Consider the following 18,084-nt stretch of genomic DNA (forward strand, 5'->3'; position numbering starts at 1 on the left):
CAGGTGCAGGAGGACGAGCTATGGCACTGACCGCTCAGGTCAAGGACGAGTTGGCGCGAGTGAAGATCACACGCACCTCCGCCCGCAAGGCCGAGGTGTCCTCGATCTTCCGGTTCTCGTCGGCTCTCCACCTCGTCAACGGCTCGATTGTCCTCGAAGCCGAACTCGATACTGCTCAGGCAGCCAAACGACTGCGCGCGGAGATCAAGGACCTCTACGGTCAGCATGCCGATATCGTCGTCATCAACGCTGCCGGCATCCGCCGCTCCAACCGCTATCTGCTGCGCGTGAGCCGCGACGGCGGAGCGCTGGCCCGCCAGACCGGGCTCGTCGACAACCGCGGCCGTCCCGTGCGCGGACTGCCCTCGGCCATCGTCAACGGCTCCGTCGCCGATGCCGAAGCAGCCTGGCGCGGTGCCTTCCTCGCTCACGGATCCCTGACCGAGCCGGGACGTTCCTCGGCCCTCGAAGTCACGTGCCCCGGGCCCGAGGCGGCTCTCGCCCTCGTCGGTGCGGCCCGTCGGCTCGGCCTGAGTGCGAAGGCCCGCGAGGTCCGCGGAGTCGACCGCGTCGTCATCCGCGACGGCGACGATATCGCCGCCCTGCTCACCCGCATGGGCTCCCACAGCGCCGTGCTGGTCTGGGAAGAACGGCGGATGCGCCGGGAAGTCCGGGCGACAGCGAACCGTCTGGCGAACTTCGACGATGCGAACCTGCGCCGCTCGGCCCGAGCCGCTGTCGCCGCCGGTGCCCGCGTCGAACGCGCCCTGGAGATCCTCGGCGACGAGGTCCCCGAGCACCTCCGCTACGCCGGAGAGCTGCGGGTGACCCACAAACAGGCGTCCCTCGAAGAACTCGGTCAGCTCGCCGACCCGCCGATGACGAAGGACGCAGTGGCCGGACGGATCCGGCGGCTGCTGTCGACGGCGGACAAGCATGCGGAAGAACTGGGAATTCCCGGCACCGAAGCCAGTCTGACCCCGGAAATGCTCGAAGATCGCTAAGATCGAGGCATGAGACGAATCGCCATCAACGGCTTCGGCCGAATCGGCCGTGCCCTGTTCCGTCTGTCCCTCGAACCCGATACCGATTTCGAGGTCGTGGCCATCAACGATCTCACCGATACGACGACCCTGGCCCATCTGCTCACCCACGACTCCGTGTGGCCGCGATTCGACCATGACGTCGACGCCACCGCGAAGGCGATCACCGTCGACGGACGTGAAATCGCAGTCACCAGCCAGGCCGACCCGGCGTCCATCGACTGGAGCTCGCACAACGTCGAACTCGTCGTCGAAGCCACCGGACGCTTCACCCGCCGGGATCAGGCCGAGGCCCACCTCGGCGGCACCGTGAACACGGTCGTGCTCTCCGCCCCGGGAAAAGACGTCGATGCCACCCTCGTCATGGGCGTGAATGAAGACACCTTCGATCCGTCCGCGCACTCCGTGGTCTCGAACGCCTCGTGCACGACGAACTGCATGGCCACCGTCGTCAAAGCCCTCGATGACGCCCTCGGCGTCGAATCCGGGCTGCTCAACACCGTCCACGCCTACACCGGCGACCAGATGCTCGTCGACGGACCCCACCGGGATCTGCGCCGCGCCCGCGCCGCCGCCGTGAACATCGTGCCCACCACGACGGGAGCCGCACGCACCGTCGGCCGGGTCATGCCCCACCTCGAAGGCAAGCTCGACGGTCTGGCCGTGCGCGTGCCCGTGCCTGCCGGATCGATCATCGACTTCACCTTCACCACCGGCACGCACGCCGATCGGGATGAGGTCAACGCGATCCTCGCCGCCGCAGCGGACGGATCGGCCTACCTCGACTACTCCGCCGACGAACTCGTCTCCAGCGACATCGTCGGCACGACCGCCTCGGCGATCGTCGATTCCAAGCTCACGATGGTGCTCGGAGACCAGATCAAGGTGGTGGCGTGGTACGACAACGAGTGGGGCTACACGAACCGACTCAAAGACATGGTCAGCTATATTCTCAGCGAAAGGGACTCATGAGGACATTCGACGATGCGGGCATCTTCGCCGGCCACACTGTGCTCGTCCGCAGCGATCTCAACGTGCCGATGGACGATGGCACGATCACCGACCGCGGGCGCATCCTGGCCTCGGCCGGAACGATCAGGTCCCTCGCCGAGGCGGGAGCCAAGGTCATCGTGATGTCGCATCTGGGTCGTCCCAAGGGGGAACCTGATCCGCAGTTCTCGCTGGCTCCGATCGTCCCCGAACTCGCCGAGGCCATCGGCCGTCCGGTCGCCTTCGCCACGGACACCGTCGGTGACGATGCGAAGACGAAGGCCGCCGCCCTGTCCGACGGTGACGTGCTGCTGCTGGAGAACCTGCGGTTCAACCCCGGCGAGACGGCGAAGGACGATGCGCAGCGGGAGGAATTCGCCGCCCAGCTGGCTGCCTTGGCCGATGACTTCGTCTCCGACGGATTCGGCGTCGTCCACCGCAAGCAGGCCTCGGTCTTCGACATCGCCGGACTGCTCCCGCACTTCGCCGGTTCGCTGGTGCGTGCCGAGGTCGAAGTCAGCGACCGGCTGCTCAATGACCCGGCCTCACCGTTCACAGTCGTTCTCGGCGGATCGAAGGTCTCGGACAAGCTCGGCGTCATCGACAACCTCATCGACCGTGCCGACAATCTGCTCATCGGCGGGGGAATGGTCTTCACCTTCCTCGCCGCCCTCGGCCACGACATCGGTTCGAGCCTCGTCGAGAAGGACCGAGTCGAGGACGTCAAGGGCTATCTCGAACGATCCGGATCCGGCGGCGCACGCATCGTCCTGCCCACCGATATCGTCATGGCCGCCTCCTTCGCCGCCGACGCCGACAGCTGGGTTCGCCCCGTCGCCGAACTCGAAGACACCCCGGCAGGAGCGAACGGTCTCGGCCTCGACATCGGGCCCGAATCGGCAAACGCCTACGCCGAGATCATCGCAGGCTCCACCACCGTGTTCTGGAACGGACCGATGGGCGTCTTCGAATTCCCGGTCTTCGCCGCCGGCACCAAGGCCGTCGCCCAAGCACTGACCGGCGACGGCACCGGCGAAGGAAAGCGCCTGACCGTCGTCGGCGGCGGTGACTCCGCGGCCGCCGTGCGCAGCCTCGGCTTCGCCGACGACGCCTTCGGCCATATCTCCACCGGCGGCGGTGCCAGCCTCGAATACCTCGAAGGCAAGGCCCTGCCCGGACTCGACGCACTCGGATGAGGAAGACAGACACCATGAGCGACCGCACCCTGCTGCTGGCAGGCAACTGGAAGATGAACCACGACCACCTCGAGGCGATCTCCGCCGTCCAGAAACTCGCCTGGGCACTCGAGGACGCAAAACTCGACGAGAGCCGCTGCGAAGTCGTCGTCATTCCGCCCTTCACCGACATCCGTTCGGTGCAGACCCTCGTCCAGGGCGACAAGCTGTGGCTGAAATACGGTGCCCAGGATGTCTCCCAGCACTCTCCCGGAGCACACACCGGAGAGATCGCCGCATCGTTCCTCTCCCGCCTCGGCTGCAGCTATGTGGTCATCGGCCACAGCGAACGTCGAGCGGACAACCATGAGACCAACGAGGTCGTGGCCGCGAAGATCAAGGCCGCACTCTCGGCCGAACTCACACCGATCCTCTGCGTGGGGGAGTCGCTGGAACAGCGCCAGGAGAAGAGCCACGTCGAGTTCACCCTCGGACAGCTCGACGAATCCCTGGCCGGATCCGACGCCGCAGATCTCGAGGGGCTCGTCATCGCCTACGAACCCGTGTGGGCGATCGGCACCGGTGAGACCGCCACCGCCGCCGATGCCGCCGAAATGTCGTCGGCCATCCGGGCGCGGATCGGACAGAAGTACGGCGACAGCCTGGCCCAGACGACCCGCATCCTCTACGGCGGATCGGTCAAGGCCGACAATGTGGCCGAGATCGTCGCCTCCGCGGATGTCGACGGCGCACTGGTGGGAGGCGCGAGTCTGAGCGGCCCCGACTTCGCCGCTTTGTGCAAGGCCGCGGTCGCGAAGTAGACTGACAGACGCATCATTCGACGAAACCCTCGACGAAACATAGGTTGAATCCGACGTGGAAATCCTGAACATCATTCTCATCGCGCTGCTCGTGCTCACGAGCATTTTCCTCACCCTGCTGATCCTCATGCACAAGGGCAAGGGCGGTGGCATGTCCGACATGTTCGGCGGCGGAATGTCCTCGTCGCTGGGGTCCTCGGGCGTGGCCGAGCGCAACCTCAACCGGTTCACGACGCTGATGGCGATCATCTGGGCCGCCTGCATCATCCTGCTGGGCGTCCTCACCCGCTTCAACGCCTGAGGCGTCTTTCGAGGCTGATGCGAAGACCGTGAGACACCGGCCCCGAGGCGGCTGGCCGGTGGACGGATGAGAAGGACCCCGACCGATTCGGTCGGGGTCCTTCTCCTTACCCATCGCTCTGTGCCCGGCGATGAGCGCCGATCATCGAGCGCAGGCAGCCACGCTCGTCCGCATCAGTCGAGGCCGAAGTGGTGGAGCGGGCTGATCGACGCGATCGCCGTCCGCAGCTGTTCGAGCCCACGGGCACGATCAAGCAGATGGAGGCGCAGCACGGGCCGGCCCTTCTCGGCCAGCACAGCCGCATCGCCTGCGGCCTGGGCACGCTGCAGCTCAGCGAAGCCGTAGCTTCGCCCCGGCACCAGCAGATCCGTGCGAGCCTCACCGGTGATCTGGAGGAATACTCCGTTCGGATGACCGCCCTTGTGATACTGACCGGTCGAATGCAGGTAGCGGGGACCGAAGCCGAACGTCGTCTGCACGCCCGCATGAGTGGACACGAGCGGACGCAGCTCTGCCGCCTCGGCATCGGCGATCCGGTCCAGGTAGGCCTGAACGCCGACGTAGCCGTATTCGTCGACCTGTGCGAAGAGCTCCTGCAGAGCACCGATGAGATCCGTGGCTTCGTCGACGACGTCGAGGACGTCGATCTCTCCCTCACGGAACTTCGGCTGCCCCGACTGACCGGAGTCCGGTCCGTCGAGCAGCTGCTTGGCCTGCGCCTTCGCCGCTTCCACATCGGGCTGGTCGAAGGGATTGACCCCGATGCTGTATCCGGCGATGGCCGTGGCGTATTCCCAGAACAGGAACAGCTCACCCAATCCTCCGGTGATCGTGGCTTCGAAACCGGACGGTGCGCCCAGCTCCGCGTCGCCGGCCGAGGGCCCGAGCAGGCACAGCAGCGCGTCCGCTCGTGCGTCGGAGAACCCGATGTCGGCGGGGGAGTCGACGACGACGGGAAGGATGCCCTGCCCGTCCTTGCCGAGGGATTCGGCGACGAGCTGCTCGACCCAGGCACCGAGGCCGCGCAGCTGCGGAGCGGTTTCGGCGAGGACGAGCTTCTCCGTCGTCCGGGCATGAGCGATGCTCAGCCAGGTGCCGAAGCGCAGCGCCGGGTTGTCCAGACTGTCGGCGGACAGGTGCGGGACTGCCTCAGCCGCCTCGGCGACGATTCCGCGCACATCCGCACCGGCCAGACCCGCGGGAACGAGTCCGAAGGCCGAGAGCGCACTGAACCGCCCACCGACCGTGGGCTCGGCGAGGAAGGTCGCGAGGAAGCCCTGCTCGGCGGCCAACGCCTCGAGCGCCGTCCCCGGGTCGGTGATCGCGATCATCCGGGACGCCGGATCGACGCCGATCGATTCGAAAGCCGCGGCGAAGCTGCGTCGGATCGAATCCGTCTCCACCGTGGTTCCGGACTTCGAGGCGATGATGAGGACCGTGCGTTCGAGGTCGGTGCCGATCGCCTCGGCGACCTGGTTCGGATCCGTCGAATCGACGATCTCGAGCCGGACGCCCGCGGTCTGGGTCATCACCTCAGGGGCGAGCGACGATCCGCCCATCCCGGCCAGGCTGATCGTGCGCAGACCCTGCTCCTGCAGTCGTGCCCGCAGGGAATCGATCTGATCGAGCAGCTCTGCGGCCTCCTGCGGCAGATCCACCCAGCCCATCCGGTCTGCGGCATCCGCAGCACCGTCGAACAGTTCGGCATCCTGGCGGCTGAGGCGCGAAGCCGGACCGGCGTCGATGAGACGCGCGGCCTCGACATCGAATTCTTCGCCGACGGGAACAGAGAGTGTGAGCTTCATGAGCGGTCCAGAGCCGTACGGATCGTAACCTGGAGTTCGGTCCAGCTGACGTCGAACTTCTCCAGACCCTGCTCTTCGAGCACGGTCATGACGTCGGCGTAGTCGATGCCCAGTCGTGCCAGAGCATCGAAGACCTCGTCGGCGGCACGGTAGTGCTCCGACGTGATCTGCCCGGTGACCTCACCGTGGTCGGCGAAGGCCTCCAGAGTGGGTTCGGGCATCGTGTTCACGGTGTTCGGTGCGACGAGACCGGTCACATACATCGTGTCGGAGTAGTCGGGATTCTTCACCCCCGTCGAGGCCCACAGCAGGCGCTGCGGGCGGGCCCCGGCGAGTTCGAGGACCCGGAAGCGTTCGGAGGTGAACAGCTGCGAGTGGATCTCATGGGCGAGCACGCAGTTCGCGATGCCCGCCTTGCCCTTGAGCTCTGCGGCCTTCGGATCCTCGACGGCGTCGAGACGGGAATCGATCTCCGAATCCACACGGGAGACGAACACCGAAGCCACCGACCGGATCGTCGAGAGGTCATGGCCGGCGGCGCGGGCCTTCTCCAGACCCTGCAGGAAGGCTTCGACGACGTTACGGTACCGGGTCAGCGAGAACACGAGAGTGACGTTGACGCTGATCCCGGCCGCGATCGTCTCGGAGATCGCCCGGAGCCCCTCCTCGGTGGCGGGGATCTTGATCATCGCATTCGGCTCGCCGACGCGTTCCCACAGGGCCTTCGCCGAGGCCACGGTGCCCTCTGCATCGTGAGCCAGCGGGGGTGCGACCTCGATCGACACGCGACCGTCCTCACCGTCCGTGGACTCGAAGACCGGTCGGAACAGACGAGCCGCCTCGGCGACATCCGTCGTGGTCAGAGCCTCGATGGCCGAATCCACATCGGCACCCGAGGCACCGAGCTCGGCGACCGCGGAATCGTAGTCGTTCGCAGCGGAGATCGCGTTGGCGAAGATCGTCGGATTCGTCGTCACCCCCGTGACCGCGGAGTCCTCGATGAGTCGGGCGAGGTCGCCGGATTCGAGCCGGGTGCGGGAGAGGTCGTCGAGCCAGATCGAGACCCCGGCTCCGCTGAGCTGCTGGAGACGTTCACTCATGCTTCCGCCTTTGCTGCGTTGATGGATTCCTTGGCTGCGTCGACGACGGCCGAGGCCGTGATGCCGAACTTCTCGTACAGGGTCTGGTAGTCCGCAGACGCCCCGAAGTGCTCGATGGACACGGCACGACCGGCATCGCCGAGGTACTTGTGCCAGCTCATCGCCGAGGCGGCTTCGATGCTCACACGGGCCCTGAGGGAGCGTGGGAGCACCGTGGTCCGGTAGTCCTCCGGCTGAGCGTCGAACCACTCCTGGCAAGGCATGGAGATCACGCGTGCAGCGGTGCCCGATGCCTGGAGAGCCTCGGCGGCATCGAGAGCGATGGCGACCTCGGATCCGCTGGCGATGATCGCCACCTCGGGCCGGTCGCCGGTGTCGGTGAGCACATACCCGCCGCGTGCCGCCTCGGAGGCGGGTGCGTACTTCTCACGATCGAGGACCGGCACGGCCTGACGGGTCAGCACGAGCCCGCTGGGTCCGTCCGTGCGGTCGAGGATCTTCCGCCAGGCGACCGCGGTCTCGTTCGCATCGGCGGGACGGACGACGTCGAGGCCGGGGATGGCGCGCAGTGCCGAGAGGTGCTCGATCGGCTGATGCGTGGGACCGTCCTCGCCGAGGCCGATCGAATCGTGAGTCCACACGAACAGGTTCGGCAGCTGCTGGAGGGCGGCCAGTCGTACGGCGGGGCGCTGGTAGTCGCTGAAGACGAGGAAGGTGCCGGTGTACGGGCGGGTTCCGCCGTGCAGGGCGATGCCGTTGCCGATGAGGCCGGCGGAGAACTCCCGGACGCCGAAGTGGATATTGCGTCCGTAGGCGTGACCGGAGAAGGCCTCGGTCGAGCGGTGAGTGGGCAGGAAGCTCGGCTCACCCTTGATCAGCGTGTTGTTCGAACCCGCGAGATCGGCGGAACCGCCCCAGAGCTCCGGCATGGTCTCGGCGATCGCATTGAGCACCTGACCGGAGGCCGCACGAGTGGCGATGCCCTTCTCGCTGGCTGCGAAGACCGGGAAAGCCGCATCGAGGCCGGCGGGCAGCTCCCGTTTGGACAGGCGGTCGAAGAGAGCCGCGTTGTCCGGGTTCGCGCTGCGCCATTCGGCGAAGGAGTCGTCCCATGCGAGGTGAGCGGCACGACCGCGGTCGAGGGCCTGACGGGTGTGGGCGAGGACCTCGTCGTCGACGGCGAAGGTCTGCTCGGGATCGAAGCCGAGGATCTCCTTGGTCGCCCGGATCTCGTCCTCACCGAGGGCCGCGCCATGGGACCCGCCGGTGTTCTGCGCGTTCGGGGACGGCCAGGCGATGATCGTGGACAGCCGGATGAATGAGGGGCTGGAATCGGCGCGCGCGGCCTCGACGGCGGCGTGGAAGGCGGCGATGTCCTCGTGGTAGTCATCGCCTGCGGTGAAGTCGACGTGCTGGACGTGCCAGCCGTAGGCGGCGTAACGGGCGGCAGTGTCCTCACCGAAGGCGATGGCGGTGTCGTCTTCGATGGAGATCTTGTTGTCGTCCCAGATGACCAGCAGATTCGACAGCTCCTGTGTGCCCGCCAGCGAGGAGGCTTCACCGGACACGCCCTCTTCGAGGTCGCCGTCGGAGGCCAGCACGATGATCGAGTGATCGAACGGCGAGGTGCCGGGGGCCGCCTCGGGGTCGAAGAGTCCGCGTTCGCGGCGAGCGGCCATGGCCATGCCCACGGCCGAGGCCAGTCCGGAGCCCAGCGGGCCCGTAGTGATCTCGACGCCGGCGGTGTGCCCGACCTCGGGATGGCCCGGAGTCAGCGAACCCCATGTGCGCAGCGCCTTCAGATCGTCGAGTTCCAGTCCGAATCCGGCCAGGTAGAGCTGGACGTACTGAGTCAGCGAACTGTGACCGCAGGAGAGGACGAAGCGATCACGGCCGACCCAGGTCGGGTCGGCCGGGTCGTGAGTGAGTCCGTGCTGATACAGGTAGTGGGCGATGGGGGCCAGGCTCATGGCGGTGCCCGGGTGCCCGTTCCCTGTCTTCTGCACCGCATCCGCGGCGAGGAGGCGGGCAGTGTCGACTGCGCGATTGTCGAGTTCAGTCCAGGACAGAGTTGTCATGTCGTCGAGCGATCCTTCGTTCGTCTGAGAGCGTGCATTCAAACTCTACCCGTCGGACACCGGAAGCGTCGCCCCTGTTCGCCAGCCGCACCGTCGGGGTCCGAGACTTTCCGGCTACTGACGGGTAGAGTGTGGTCTCGAGCACAGCTGTGATTCGACAATCGACAACTGCTGCGAGATGCACAGACTCAGAACAGACCGTGGTCGACAGGAGAGGTGGCAGGGTGGGCGAAGGTGCTGATCCCGTGCTCGATGTCGCTGGCGCAGACGGCGCGGACCGGCGAGCTGAATGGCCGGCGGGCAGGCGTCCCGGCCTCGCCGAGGTGGCCCACCAGACCAGAGCGCTGCGTCGTGCGCTCTCCCGGTTCGGCGCGGCCTTCCCCGTGTTCTTCGCCGTGGTGACCATCGCCGTATCGTCGGCGATCGGACAGCCGCTGCGCGGAAGCGTCGACCTCGTTGAGCTCGGGCTCTGGACGCTGGGCACTCTGCTTCTGCTCACACCCTTCGCAGCCGCGCTGGCTGTGATGCTGGGCGCCCGACGCGGCGGGCTGGTGTGGACGACGGCTCTCATCTATTCCGTCCTCGCCGGCACCCTCGGTCTGTGTGTCGACTTAGGCGTCCTCGGCACGGATCCGCAGTCCGCCTCGCTGAGCTTCGTCTCGGCACTCGTCGTGCAGGTCATCGTGCTTGCACCCGTGTGTGCCGCAGTGGCCTTCCTCGTCCGCATCGTCAGTGAGTCGACTCGCCTTCGCGCGACTGGCAAAAACTTCGACAACAGGTAGAATCTAGGCCGTGAGCAAACTTCGTCAGAACCGGGAAGAGCAGAGTGAACGACCTCTGCAGAGGGCCATCGACGAGCAGAATCTCGCTGCCCGGCCGCGTTCGATCATCAGCGCATATATCTCACTGACCAAACCGCGTGTCATCGAACTGCTTCTCGTCACGACCGCGCCCGTGATGTTCCTGGCCGCTCAGGGCCTGCCGAACATCTGGCTGGTCATCAACACTCTCATAGGCGGAGCCGCGGCCGCGGCCTCGGCGTCGGTCTTCAACTGCTATGTCGACCGTGACATCGACGCGAAGATGGAGCGGACGAAGGACCGGCCCCTCGTCACCGGTGAGGTCAGCCCCCGCTCCGCACTGATCTTCGCCTTCGTGCTCGGCATCGGTTCGATCTTCTGGCTCGGGGGATTCACGAACTGGGTCACGGCGGGGCTCACCGCCTCGGCGATCCTGCTCTACGCAGTCTTCTACACTCTCGTTCTCAAGCGCCGCACCTCACAGAACATCGTCTGGGGCGGCGCCGCGGGCTGCATGCCCGTGCTCATCGGCTGGTCGGCCGTGACTGGGGGAGTCGCATGGGAGCCCGTGCTGCTCTTCCTCGTCGTCTTCTTCTGGACCCCGCCGCACTACTGGCCGCTGGCGATCAAATACAAAGCCGACTACGACGCCGCCGAAGTGCCCATGCTGCCGTCGAAGGTTCCGCCGACGTCCGTCGGTCGTCAGATGATCCTCTACACGTGGGCGATGATCGCATGCTCGCTGGCACTCATCCCCGTCGCTCCGATGGGCCCGGTCTACACGATCGTGGCTGTGGGCGCCGGAGCCTGGTTCCTGTGGTCGTGCTACTCGCTGGTCTCCCGCGCCAAGCAGGGCAAGGACGGCACCTCGCTCAAGGCGATGAAGGTCTTCCACGGTTCGATCACCTACCTGTCGCTGCTCTTCCTGGCAGTGGCCATCGACCCGTTCGTGCCCACTCTGATCCCCGGCATCTGGTGAGTCGTCGCCGGAACCCGGTGCGCTGAGACTCGCCGCCGGGGGTTCACAGAGAAGTCTCGCAGAGAGCCCGGTGTCAGATACGGCCCAATCTGCGCTGAATAGCCCAGTTCCGAACCTGGGCTATTCAGCGCAGACTGGGCCGTTTCCCATTTGTGCCCCGGTTTTCGGTCCGGAGGGCGGATCCTCAGCCGGCGCTCACGAGGTCGTCGATGACGATCTTCTTCATCTGCATGAGGGCCTGAGTCTGTGCCGGGCCGGTCATCAGCTCACCGAGGTTCGCAGGGACGATCTGCCAGCTGATCCCGAATCGGTCCTTGAGCCAGCCGCACTGCTCGTGCTCGGGTGAGGCCGACAGATGCGACCAGTAGTGATCGATCTCGGCCTGGTCGGCACATTCGACGGTCAGCGAGATCGCCTCGTTGAATGTGAACGCCGGTCCTCCGTCGAGGCAGATGAAAGGTGTGCCGTCGAGGACGAAGCGGCCGTCCAGGAACTTCCCGCTCATCCCCGCGAAGTGTTCGTCGAGGGATTCGTCGGGATAGCGTTCGATGGAGAGGATGCGCGAATCGGGGAAGACGGAGCAGTAGAACTCCATGGCCTCCTCGGCGCGATCAGGAAACCACAGACACGGAACGATCGGGACTGGCATCGGTGCTCCTCGGGTATGCGCTGTCGAGGACGGCAACGCTTGCCGCAATCGTAGCGGACAGCCCGACCATGTGTAGGGCCACCAGGGCTTCGGGAACGCCGAGGAAGTACTGGACGTATCCGATGACCCCCTGCGCGATCTCGACGACGAGGAGCACGGCCAGCGGAGCGACCATTGCGGTCTGCGCCTTCTTCCGGGCGACCACCAGGGCGGAGAGCGTGGCGACGACGAGCAGCCACACCGGTGCGGCATGGAGGCGGGTGACCCAGATGTTGTCGAGGTCGTTGCGGGTCGAGATCGTCGAACCCGAGTGTGGTCCGGCACCCGTGGTGAGCACTCCGAATACGACGATGATCGCGGTGAGGCCGAGGATGATCCAGCCGAGTGTCGGCAGGGGAGCCGGAGCCTTGGTGTTCAGTCGCACGCCCGTGTCGTAGGTGCGACGGACGAAGTAGGCGGCGACACCGACGGCGACGGCCGAGGGGACGAAGTGGCCGGCGACGACCCAGGGATTGAGCTTCGTCCACACGGTGATTCCGCCGACGACGGCCTGGACGGGGACGATGGCCAGGAGTCCGATATTGAGCCAGAAGAGATCCGGGCGCTTCTTCCGGTGCCTCCACAGCATGAGCGCGATGCACACGCCGAGGATCGCCAGCGCCACGGCAAGGAGCCGGTTGCCGAACTCGATGGCGCCGTGGATGCCCATCTCGCTGGTGGCCACGAGGGAATCGGGGGTGCACTTCGGCCAGTCCGAGCACCCGAGTCCCGATCCGGTGAGCCGGACGATTCCGCCGGTCAGGATGATCCCGGCCTGGGCGATGAGCATGGCCCAAGCGGCGATGCGGATCTTCTTCGTGACCACTTCACTCCTCATTCGAAACGGAACCACCTGCGTGCCGCAAGCGTTCCCACAAGCCCCCATACCAGGAGCACGATGATTGCCTTGATGTCTGTGCCGCCGTCCCCGATGGCGGACCGCATGGCGTCGCCGAGAGCTCCGGAGGGCAGGTAGCCCACAACTGTTCCCCATTCTCCCGGATGCGCGATGGTGAGGCCACCGACGCCGGCCATGAGAACCCAGATGAGGTTCGTCGCCGCCAGCGTCGCCTCGGCGCGGACCGTTCCGGCCATGAGCAGACCGAGGGAGAGCAGCGCAGCGGTGCCCAGCAGCGTGGTCACCACGAGCCCGAGAACATCGACGGGTCCGCGGAAACCGAGGGCGACCGCCACGGCGAGGACGAGTGCGTACTGGATGACGATGACGACGATGACGGCGCCGAGTTTGCCGAGGATGAGTCCGCTCGTCCCCAGCGGAGTCGTCGCCAGCTGCCGCAGCACGCCATAGCGGCGGTCGAAGGCGGTGGCGATAGCCTGACCGGTGAATGCGCTGGAGGCCAAGCTCAGGCTCAGCGCCCCGGGCACGGCGATCGCCAGCGAATCGGTCCCGGAATCGATGACCCCGAGTCCAGTGAGCAGGGGAGTCTTCGCGAGGAAGACGAGCAGACCGAGAGGGAAGATCACCGAGAGCAGCAGCTGCTCGCCGTTGCGCAGAACGGACAGGGTCTCGAACCTCGTCTGCGAGACGATGCGCGTGAGTGTCATCGCAGCGGCCTCCCCGTCAGTTCGAAGAACACATCGGACAGTGACTGTCTCTGCATCCCGATGTCCGTGATCTGCAGTCCCGCCTCGGCGATGGCTGTGCAGGCGGCCGCGATCTGGCTCGCCGTCGGTGCACCCTCGATGGTGATCAGCGAGTCCTGCGCCGAGGCGGGGCCGAGCTCGGCGAGCCGGTGGACGAGATCGGCGGGGACTGGGGAGCCCAGACGAATCGTCAGCGACCGTGACCCGGCGGAGGCGCTGCGCAGGTCTTCCGGGGCTCCCTGAGCGATGATGCGTCCGCGGTCGATGACGACGACCTCGTCGGAGAGCTCCTCCGCCTCGGCGAGGTCGTGAGTGGTGAGGACGACGGCGACTCCGCGTTCGGCGAGATCGGCGATGAAGCTGTGGACGACCTCGCGAGCCTGCGGATCGAGGCCAGCGCAGGGTTCGTCGAGGAAGACCAGGCGGGGACGGCCGATGAGCGCGGCGGCCAGGGCCACGCGCTGCTTCTGCCCGCCGGAGAGTCTGCGCATCGTGCGACCGGCGAAGTCATGGAGTCCCAAGGGTTCGGCGAGCTCGTCGACCGGCAGGGGGTTCTCATAGAGAGAGGAGAGGTGGCGCAGGACCTGCAGGGGCTTCGAACTCATGGGCAGTCCGCCGTCCTGGAGCATGACCCCGGCCAGCTGCGACGTCGTGGCGTGATCGGAGACGGGATCGTGCCCGAAGATCTCCACCGTGCCTGAGTCCGGACGGCGGGTGCCGACGGCCAGAGAGATGGTCGTGGACTTGCCGGCGCCGTTGGGCCCGAGGACGCCGAGGACGGACCCGGTCTCGGCCGTGAGGTCGATTCCGTCGACGACACGGTGGGTGCCGTAGGAGTACTGGAGACCGCGGATGGTCAGGGCCGGAGTTGACACCAGGCTATTCTACGACGCGTCGAAACCGGTGTCGAAACGGCGATTGGCCGGTGCCGATTCCGCAGGTGGTTAGGCTCACCTAGTTTTACGAAACAAATTACGCAACAATATTGTTGTGTTAGTCAAGGAGGTGGATTATGGCTGCAAACGACACGGAAGATCGCCGAACCCGGCAGAAGGTCTTCCAGTCGGTGCTCGACGAAGGGCCGATCACCGCTTCGTCTTTGGCCAGAGCCCTCGAGCTGACTCCCGCGGCGATCCGTCGTCACCTGGACGCGCTGGAGAGCGAGGGCCTCATCGAGGTCCGTGAACTCGCCGGCAAACAGGCTGGCAGGGGCCGACCGGCCCGGCACTATGTGGTCACGACGGCCGGACACGATTCGGTCAGTCATTCCTACGACGAGTTGGCCGTGAATATCCTGCGCTACATGGAGGACAAGCACGGCAAGTCGGCGGTGGAGGATTTCACCGAAGACCTCGTGGGCCGGCTGCGGGATCGACTCGGACCGGAGCTCGACAAGCGCGGCGGCACCACAGTGGCGTCTCGCTCACGTGCACTCGCTGCTGCACTGACACGGGAGGGGTACGCCGCCTCGGCGACACCGGTCGCGGCCGGAACCCCGCTCGAAGCGATGCAGCTGTGCCAGGGACACTGTCCGATCCAGGCCGTGGCGGCGGAGTACCCGGAGATCTGCGAAGCAGAACTCGCGATGTTCTCCGACTACCTCGGCGTCGACGTGCGCCGGCTGTCCTCGCTGGCACAGGGAGACCATGTGTGCACCACCCACATTCCGACTTCGGAACTGACCAGACCACTCATCCACAGCAATGATCGACCTCAAGGAGGTTCACGATGACTGACACAGGAAATCGGATCATCGATGCGAATCCCGAGCTCAAAGACCTCGGGCAGTATGCATACGGTTGGCACGACGAGAACGACGCAGGAGCGACCGCGACCCGCGGGCTCAGCGAAGACGTCGTGCGCAACATCTCGAAGCTCAAGGACGAACCCGAGTGGATGCTCAAGCGTCGGCTCAAGGCGCTGCGCCTGTTCGACAAGAAGCCGATGCCCAACTGGGGCGCCGACCTCACCGGAATCGACTTCGCCGACATCAAGTACTTCGTCCGCTCCACCGAGGGACAGGCGACTTCCTGGGAGGACCTCCCCGAGGACATCCGCAACACCTACGACCGTCTGGGCATTCCCGAGGCCGAGAAGCAGCGCCTCGTCGCCGGTGTCGCCGCTCAGTACGAGTCCGAGGTCGTCTACCACCAGATCAACGAGGAGCTCGAGGCTCAGGGTGTCATCTTCATGGACACCGACACAGGTCTGCGTGAGCACCCGGAGATCTTCGAAGAGTACTTCGGCTCGATCATTCCGTCCGGCGACAACAAGTTCGCCGCGCTGAACACCGCAGTCTGGTCAGGCGGCTCCTTCGTCTACGTCCCCAAGGGCGTCCACGTCGAGATCCCGCTGCAGGCCTACTTCCGCATCAACACGGAGAATATGGGCCAGTTCGAGCGCACGCTCATCATCGCCGACGAGGGATCCTCGGTCCACTACGTCGAGGGCTGCACCGCTCCGATCTACAAGACCGACTCCCTGCACTCGGCCGTCGTCGAGATCATCGCGAAGAAGGACGCGAAAGTCCGCTACACGACGATCCAGAACTGGTCGAACAACGTGTACAACCTGGTCACCAAGCGTGCCATCGCCGAAGAGGGCGCCTCCATGGAATGGGTCGACGGCAACATCGGCTCGAAGGTGACCATGAAGTACCCGGCCATCTGGCTCACCGGTGAGCACGCTCGCGGTGAGACCCTGTCCGTGGCCTTCGCCGGCGAGGGGCAGCACCAGGACACCGGTGCCAAGATGGTCCACGCCGCTCCGCACACCCATTCGTCGATCGTGTCGAAGTCCGTGGCCCGCGGCGGCGGCCGTGCCGGCTACCGCGGACTCGTCCACGTCCATCCGGGTGCCGAAGGCGCGTCGAACAACGTCCTCTGCGACGCCCTGCTCGTCGACAACGTCTCCCGTTCGGACACGTACCCCTACATCGACATTCGCGAAGACGACGTCACACTCGGCCATGAGGCCACCGTGTCGAAGGTCAGTGAGGATCAGCTCTTCTACCTCATGTCCCGCGGCATGGAGGAGACCGAGGCGATGGCGATGATCGTGCGCGGCTTCGTCGAGCCCATCGCACGTGAACTCCCGATGGAGTACGCCCTCGAACTCAACCGCCTCATCGAACTGCAGATGGAAGGCGCGGTCGGCTGAGACCCGACCCGGCGCCCACTGCACTCAAAGGAGTAAATCTGTGACTGACACCACCAATCCGCTTGGCCTCTCGGAACACTCGCACGGTTCCGAGGTCCAGGTGCCCGATTCGAAGCGCGATGCGCGCACCCGCAGCTTCGACGTCGCCGACTTCCCCGTGCCCACCGGCCGGGAGGAGGAATGGCGCTTCTCTCCCGTGCGCAAGTTCAGCGAGTTCTTCGAGGACACCGCCAGCGAGGCGACGCTGAAGTTCGAGTCGGACCTGCCCGAAGGCCTGTCCGTCGAGGAGATCTCGCTCGAGTCCGCTCAGGAACTGGGCATCCTCGAACCCGAGGACCGCGCTGCGGCCGTCGCCGCCAACCGAGCCGCCGCCGTGACGCACTACTCGATCCCCGCGGACACCGAACTCGATCGGGCCGCGATCATCCACGCCGACGGCACCGGTGAGTCGCTCGGCCACGGCCATGTCGTCGTCACCGTCGGAGCGAACTCGAAGGCGACCATCGTCGTCGAGCACGAGGGACTGGCCCGGTACTCCGAGCTCGTCTCCCTGGTCGTCGGCGACGGCGCGGAGGTCACCTTCGTGTCGCTGCAGCTGTGGGACGAGGGCTCCCAGCACCTCGGCCAGCACGACGCGATCGTGGGCAAGGACGCGAAGTTCAAGCACATCCTCATCACCCTCGGCGGTGAGGTCGTGCGCCTGAACACGAACGTGCGCTACTCGGCGGCCGGGGGAGAGGCCGAACTGCTCGGCCTCTACTTCGCCGACGCCGGTCAGCACCTCGAACACCGCACCTACATCGACCACAACACTCCCAAGGCCCAGTCCAACGTCCACTACAAGGGCGCTCTGCAGGGCAAGGACGCGCGCAGCGTGTGGATCGGCGATGTGCTCATCCGTCCCGAGGCCCTCGACATCGACACCTACGAGCTCAACCGGAACCTCATCCTCACCGAGGGTGCCCGCGCGGACTCGGTGCCGAACCTCGAGATCGAGACCGGCGACATCGCCGGTGCCGGCCACGCCTCCTCGGTGGGTCGCTTCGATGAGGAGCACCTGTTCTACCTCATGAGCCGCGGCATCCCGGAAGAGGTCGCTCGTCAGCTCGTGGTGCGCGGATTCTTCAACGAAGTGATCCAGAAGATCCAGGTGCCCGAGATCGAAGACGTGCTCAACGAACGCATCGAAGACGAACTGTCCCGGAGTGTTCTGTGACCATGATCGACGTGGCGGCCACCGACGAGGTGACCCCCGGCGGCACCATGCGCATCGAGATCGGCGAGTTCGAGATCTGCATCGCTCGCGACTCCGACGGCACGATCCACGCCATCGACGACCTGTGCACCCACGGTGAGGTGTCGTTGGCGGAAGGAGACGTCGAGGACTGCACCATCGAATGCTGGCTGCACGGATCGCAGTTCGACCTGACGACGGGCAGGCCGGTGAATCCGCCGGCCTTCGAACCCGTCGCGGTCTATGACTGCAAAGAGATCGCCGGCCGGATCCTCGTCGACCCGAACACAACCCTGAACTGACCTC

At 65.9% G+C, this 18,084-nt stretch carries 18 protein-coding genes; 11 read left to right on the forward strand and 7 right to left on the reverse strand.

All coding sequences use genetic code 11. The features are described from left to right. Positions 1–20 precede the first annotated feature (20 nt). The 5 genes from whiA to secG are packed head-to-tail and all read left to right on the forward strand — an operon-like array spanning position 21 to position 4,330. Positions 21–1,004: a DNA-binding protein WhiA gene (whiA, locus tag FHG09_RS03765; protein WP_152346376.1), complete on the forward strand. Its 984-nt coding sequence runs from the start codon at positions 21–23 to the stop codon at positions 1,002–1,004. A gap of 9 nt (positions 1,005–1,013) precedes the next feature. Then, positions 1,014–2,015 (forward strand): type I glyceraldehyde-3-phosphate dehydrogenase, encoded by a 1,002-nt coding sequence (gap, locus tag FHG09_RS03770; RefSeq protein WP_152346377.1) that lies wholly within the window; start codon positions 1,014–1,016, stop codon positions 2,013–2,015. Next, positions 2,012–3,229 (forward strand): phosphoglycerate kinase, encoded by a 1,218-nt coding sequence (locus FHG09_RS03775; RefSeq protein ID WP_152346378.1) that lies wholly within the window; start codon positions 2,012–2,014, stop codon positions 3,227–3,229. The genes gap and FHG09_RS03775 overlap by 4 nt, the downstream gene beginning before the upstream one ends. Before the next feature lie 14 nt (positions 3,230–3,243). Further along, positions 3,244–4,029, forward strand: coding sequence for a triose-phosphate isomerase (tpiA, locus tag FHG09_RS03780; protein WP_152346379.1), 786 nt, complete (start codon positions 3,244–3,246; stop codon positions 4,027–4,029). Between the two features lie 55 nt (positions 4,030–4,084). Further along, on the forward strand, positions 4,085–4,330 hold the full coding sequence (gene secG / locus FHG09_RS03785; protein ID WP_152346380.1) for a preprotein translocase subunit SecG: 246 nt from the start codon (positions 4,085–4,087) through the stop codon (positions 4,328–4,330). 173 nt (positions 4,331–4,503) lie between these two features. Here the strand turns inward: secG and FHG09_RS03790 are convergent, their stop codons facing one another. Genes FHG09_RS03790 through tkt form a run of 3 tightly spaced genes read right to left on the reverse strand, consistent with a single transcriptional unit; the run spans position 4,504 to position 9,313 of the window. Next, positions 4,504–6,135 (reverse strand): glucose-6-phosphate isomerase, encoded by a 1,632-nt coding sequence (locus tag FHG09_RS03790; protein ID WP_152346381.1) that lies wholly within the window; start codon positions 6,133–6,135, stop codon positions 4,504–4,506. Continuing rightward, positions 6,132–7,235: a transaldolase gene (gene tal, locus FHG09_RS03795; protein ID WP_152346382.1), complete on the reverse strand. Its 1,104-nt coding sequence runs from the start codon at positions 7,233–7,235 to the stop codon at positions 6,132–6,134. Before tal ends, FHG09_RS03790 begins: the two co-directional genes overlap by 4 nt. Then, positions 7,232–9,313 (reverse strand): transketolase, encoded by a 2,082-nt coding sequence (gene tkt, locus FHG09_RS03800; protein WP_152346383.1) that lies wholly within the window; start codon positions 9,311–9,313, stop codon positions 7,232–7,234. The genes tal and tkt overlap by 4 nt, the downstream gene beginning before the upstream one ends. A gap of 245 nt (positions 9,314–9,558) precedes the next feature. On the opposite strand from tkt, the gene FHG09_RS03805 reads away from it, so the two are divergent. Beyond that, positions 9,559–10,095, forward strand: a complete 537-nt coding sequence (locus FHG09_RS03805; RefSeq protein ID WP_152346384.1) for a hypothetical protein — start codon at positions 9,559–9,561, stop codon at positions 10,093–10,095. 10 nt (positions 10,096–10,105) lie between these two features. Next, complete coding sequence (locus FHG09_RS03810; RefSeq protein WP_152346385.1) at positions 10,106–11,092, forward strand: heme o synthase; 987 nt, start codon at positions 10,106–10,108, stop codon at positions 11,090–11,092. Positions 11,093–11,276: 184 nt separating this feature from the next. Here the strand turns inward: FHG09_RS03810 and FHG09_RS03815 are convergent, their stop codons facing one another. From FHG09_RS03815 to FHG09_RS03830, 4 genes are read right to left on the reverse strand one after another with little or no spacing between them, the layout of a single operon-like run. Beyond that, positions 11,277–11,741 (reverse strand): VOC family protein, encoded by a 465-nt coding sequence (locus tag FHG09_RS03815; protein WP_152346386.1) that lies wholly within the window; start codon positions 11,739–11,741, stop codon positions 11,277–11,279. Further along, positions 11,704–12,606 carry a COX15/CtaA family protein gene (locus FHG09_RS03820; RefSeq protein WP_227492531.1) on the reverse strand — a complete coding sequence of 301 codons (903 nt, stop codon included), beginning with the start codon at positions 12,604–12,606 and terminating at the stop codon, positions 11,704–11,706. The genes FHG09_RS03815 and FHG09_RS03820 overlap by 38 nt, the downstream gene beginning before the upstream one ends. An 8-nt stretch (positions 12,607–12,614) precedes the next feature. Continuing rightward, positions 12,615–13,346, reverse strand: coding sequence for an ABC transporter permease (locus tag FHG09_RS03825; RefSeq protein ID WP_152346388.1), 732 nt, complete (start codon positions 13,344–13,346; stop codon positions 12,615–12,617). After that, positions 13,343–14,260 (reverse strand): ABC transporter ATP-binding protein, encoded by a 918-nt coding sequence (locus FHG09_RS03830; RefSeq protein WP_152346389.1) that lies wholly within the window; start codon positions 14,258–14,260, stop codon positions 13,343–13,345. The genes FHG09_RS03825 and FHG09_RS03830 overlap by 4 nt, the downstream gene beginning before the upstream one ends. Before the next feature lie 137 nt (positions 14,261–14,397). Here FHG09_RS03830 and FHG09_RS03835 point away from each other — a divergent pair, with 137 nt between their 5' ends. Genes FHG09_RS03835 through FHG09_RS03850 form a run of 4 tightly spaced genes read left to right on the forward strand, consistent with a single transcriptional unit; the run spans position 14,398 to position 18,080 of the window. Continuing rightward, positions 14,398–15,117 (forward strand): helix-turn-helix transcriptional regulator, encoded by a 720-nt coding sequence (locus FHG09_RS03835; protein ID WP_152346390.1) that lies wholly within the window; start codon positions 14,398–14,400, stop codon positions 15,115–15,117. After that, entirely contained in the window at positions 15,114–16,544 is a 1,431-nt protein-coding gene (gene sufB / locus FHG09_RS03840; RefSeq protein WP_152346391.1) for a Fe-S cluster assembly protein SufB, read from the forward strand. The genes FHG09_RS03835 and sufB overlap by 4 nt, the downstream gene beginning before the upstream one ends. A gap of 40 nt (positions 16,545–16,584) precedes the next feature. Continuing rightward, positions 16,585–17,760 carry a Fe-S cluster assembly protein SufD gene (gene sufD / locus FHG09_RS03845; RefSeq protein WP_152346392.1) on the forward strand — a complete coding sequence of 392 codons (1,176 nt, stop codon included), beginning with the start codon at positions 16,585–16,587 and terminating at the stop codon, positions 17,758–17,760. Continuing rightward, a complete protein-coding gene (locus FHG09_RS03850; RefSeq protein WP_407645401.1) occupies positions 17,757–18,080 on the forward strand; it encodes a non-heme iron oxygenase ferredoxin subunit in 324 nt (107 codons plus the stop codon). The genes sufD and FHG09_RS03850 overlap by 4 nt, the downstream gene beginning before the upstream one ends. Positions 18,081–18,084: the final 4 nt, after the last annotated feature.

It is taken from the genome of Brevibacterium sp. CFH 10365 (assembly GCF_009299785.1).
In the GTDB taxonomy this organism is placed as follows: Bacteria; Actinomycetota; Actinomycetes; order Actinomycetales; family Brevibacteriaceae; genus Brevibacterium; species Brevibacterium limosum.

Coding starts and splice junctions, on each gene's coding strand:
- tal (WP_152346382.1), bottom strand. CDS start 7,235: ATGAGTGAACGTCTCCAGCAGCTCAGCGGAGCCGGGGTCTCGATCTGG.
- FHG09_RS03825 (WP_152346388.1), bottom strand. CDS start 13,346: ATGACACTCACGCGCATCGTCTCGCAGACGAGGTTCGAGACCCTGTCC.
- FHG09_RS03815 (WP_152346386.1), bottom strand. CDS start 11,741: ATGCCAGTCCCGATCGTTCCGTGTCTGTGGTTTCCTGATCGCGCCGAG.
- sufB (WP_152346391.1), top strand. CDS start 15,114: ATGACTGACACAGGAAATCGGATCATCGATGCGAATCCCGAGCTCAAA.
- tkt (WP_152346383.1), bottom strand. CDS start 9,313: ATGACAACTCTGTCCTGGACTGAACTCGACAATCGCGCAGTCGACACT.
- FHG09_RS03775 (WP_152346378.1), top strand. CDS start 2,012: ATGAGGACATTCGACGATGCGGGCATCTTCGCCGGCCACACTGTGCTC.
- FHG09_RS03790 (WP_152346381.1), bottom strand. CDS start 6,135: ATGAAGCTCACACTCTCTGTTCCCGTCGGCGAAGAATTCGATGTCGAG.
- tpiA (WP_152346379.1), top strand. CDS start 3,244: ATGAGCGACCGCACCCTGCTGCTGGCAGGCAACTGGAAGATGAACCAC.
- whiA (WP_152346376.1), top strand. CDS start 21: ATGGCACTGACCGCTCAGGTCAAGGACGAGTTGGCGCGAGTGAAGATC.
- FHG09_RS03835 (WP_152346390.1), top strand. CDS start 14,398: ATGGCTGCAAACGACACGGAAGATCGCCGAACCCGGCAGAAGGTCTTC.
- gap (WP_152346377.1), top strand. CDS start 1,014: ATGAGACGAATCGCCATCAACGGCTTCGGCCGAATCGGCCGTGCCCTG.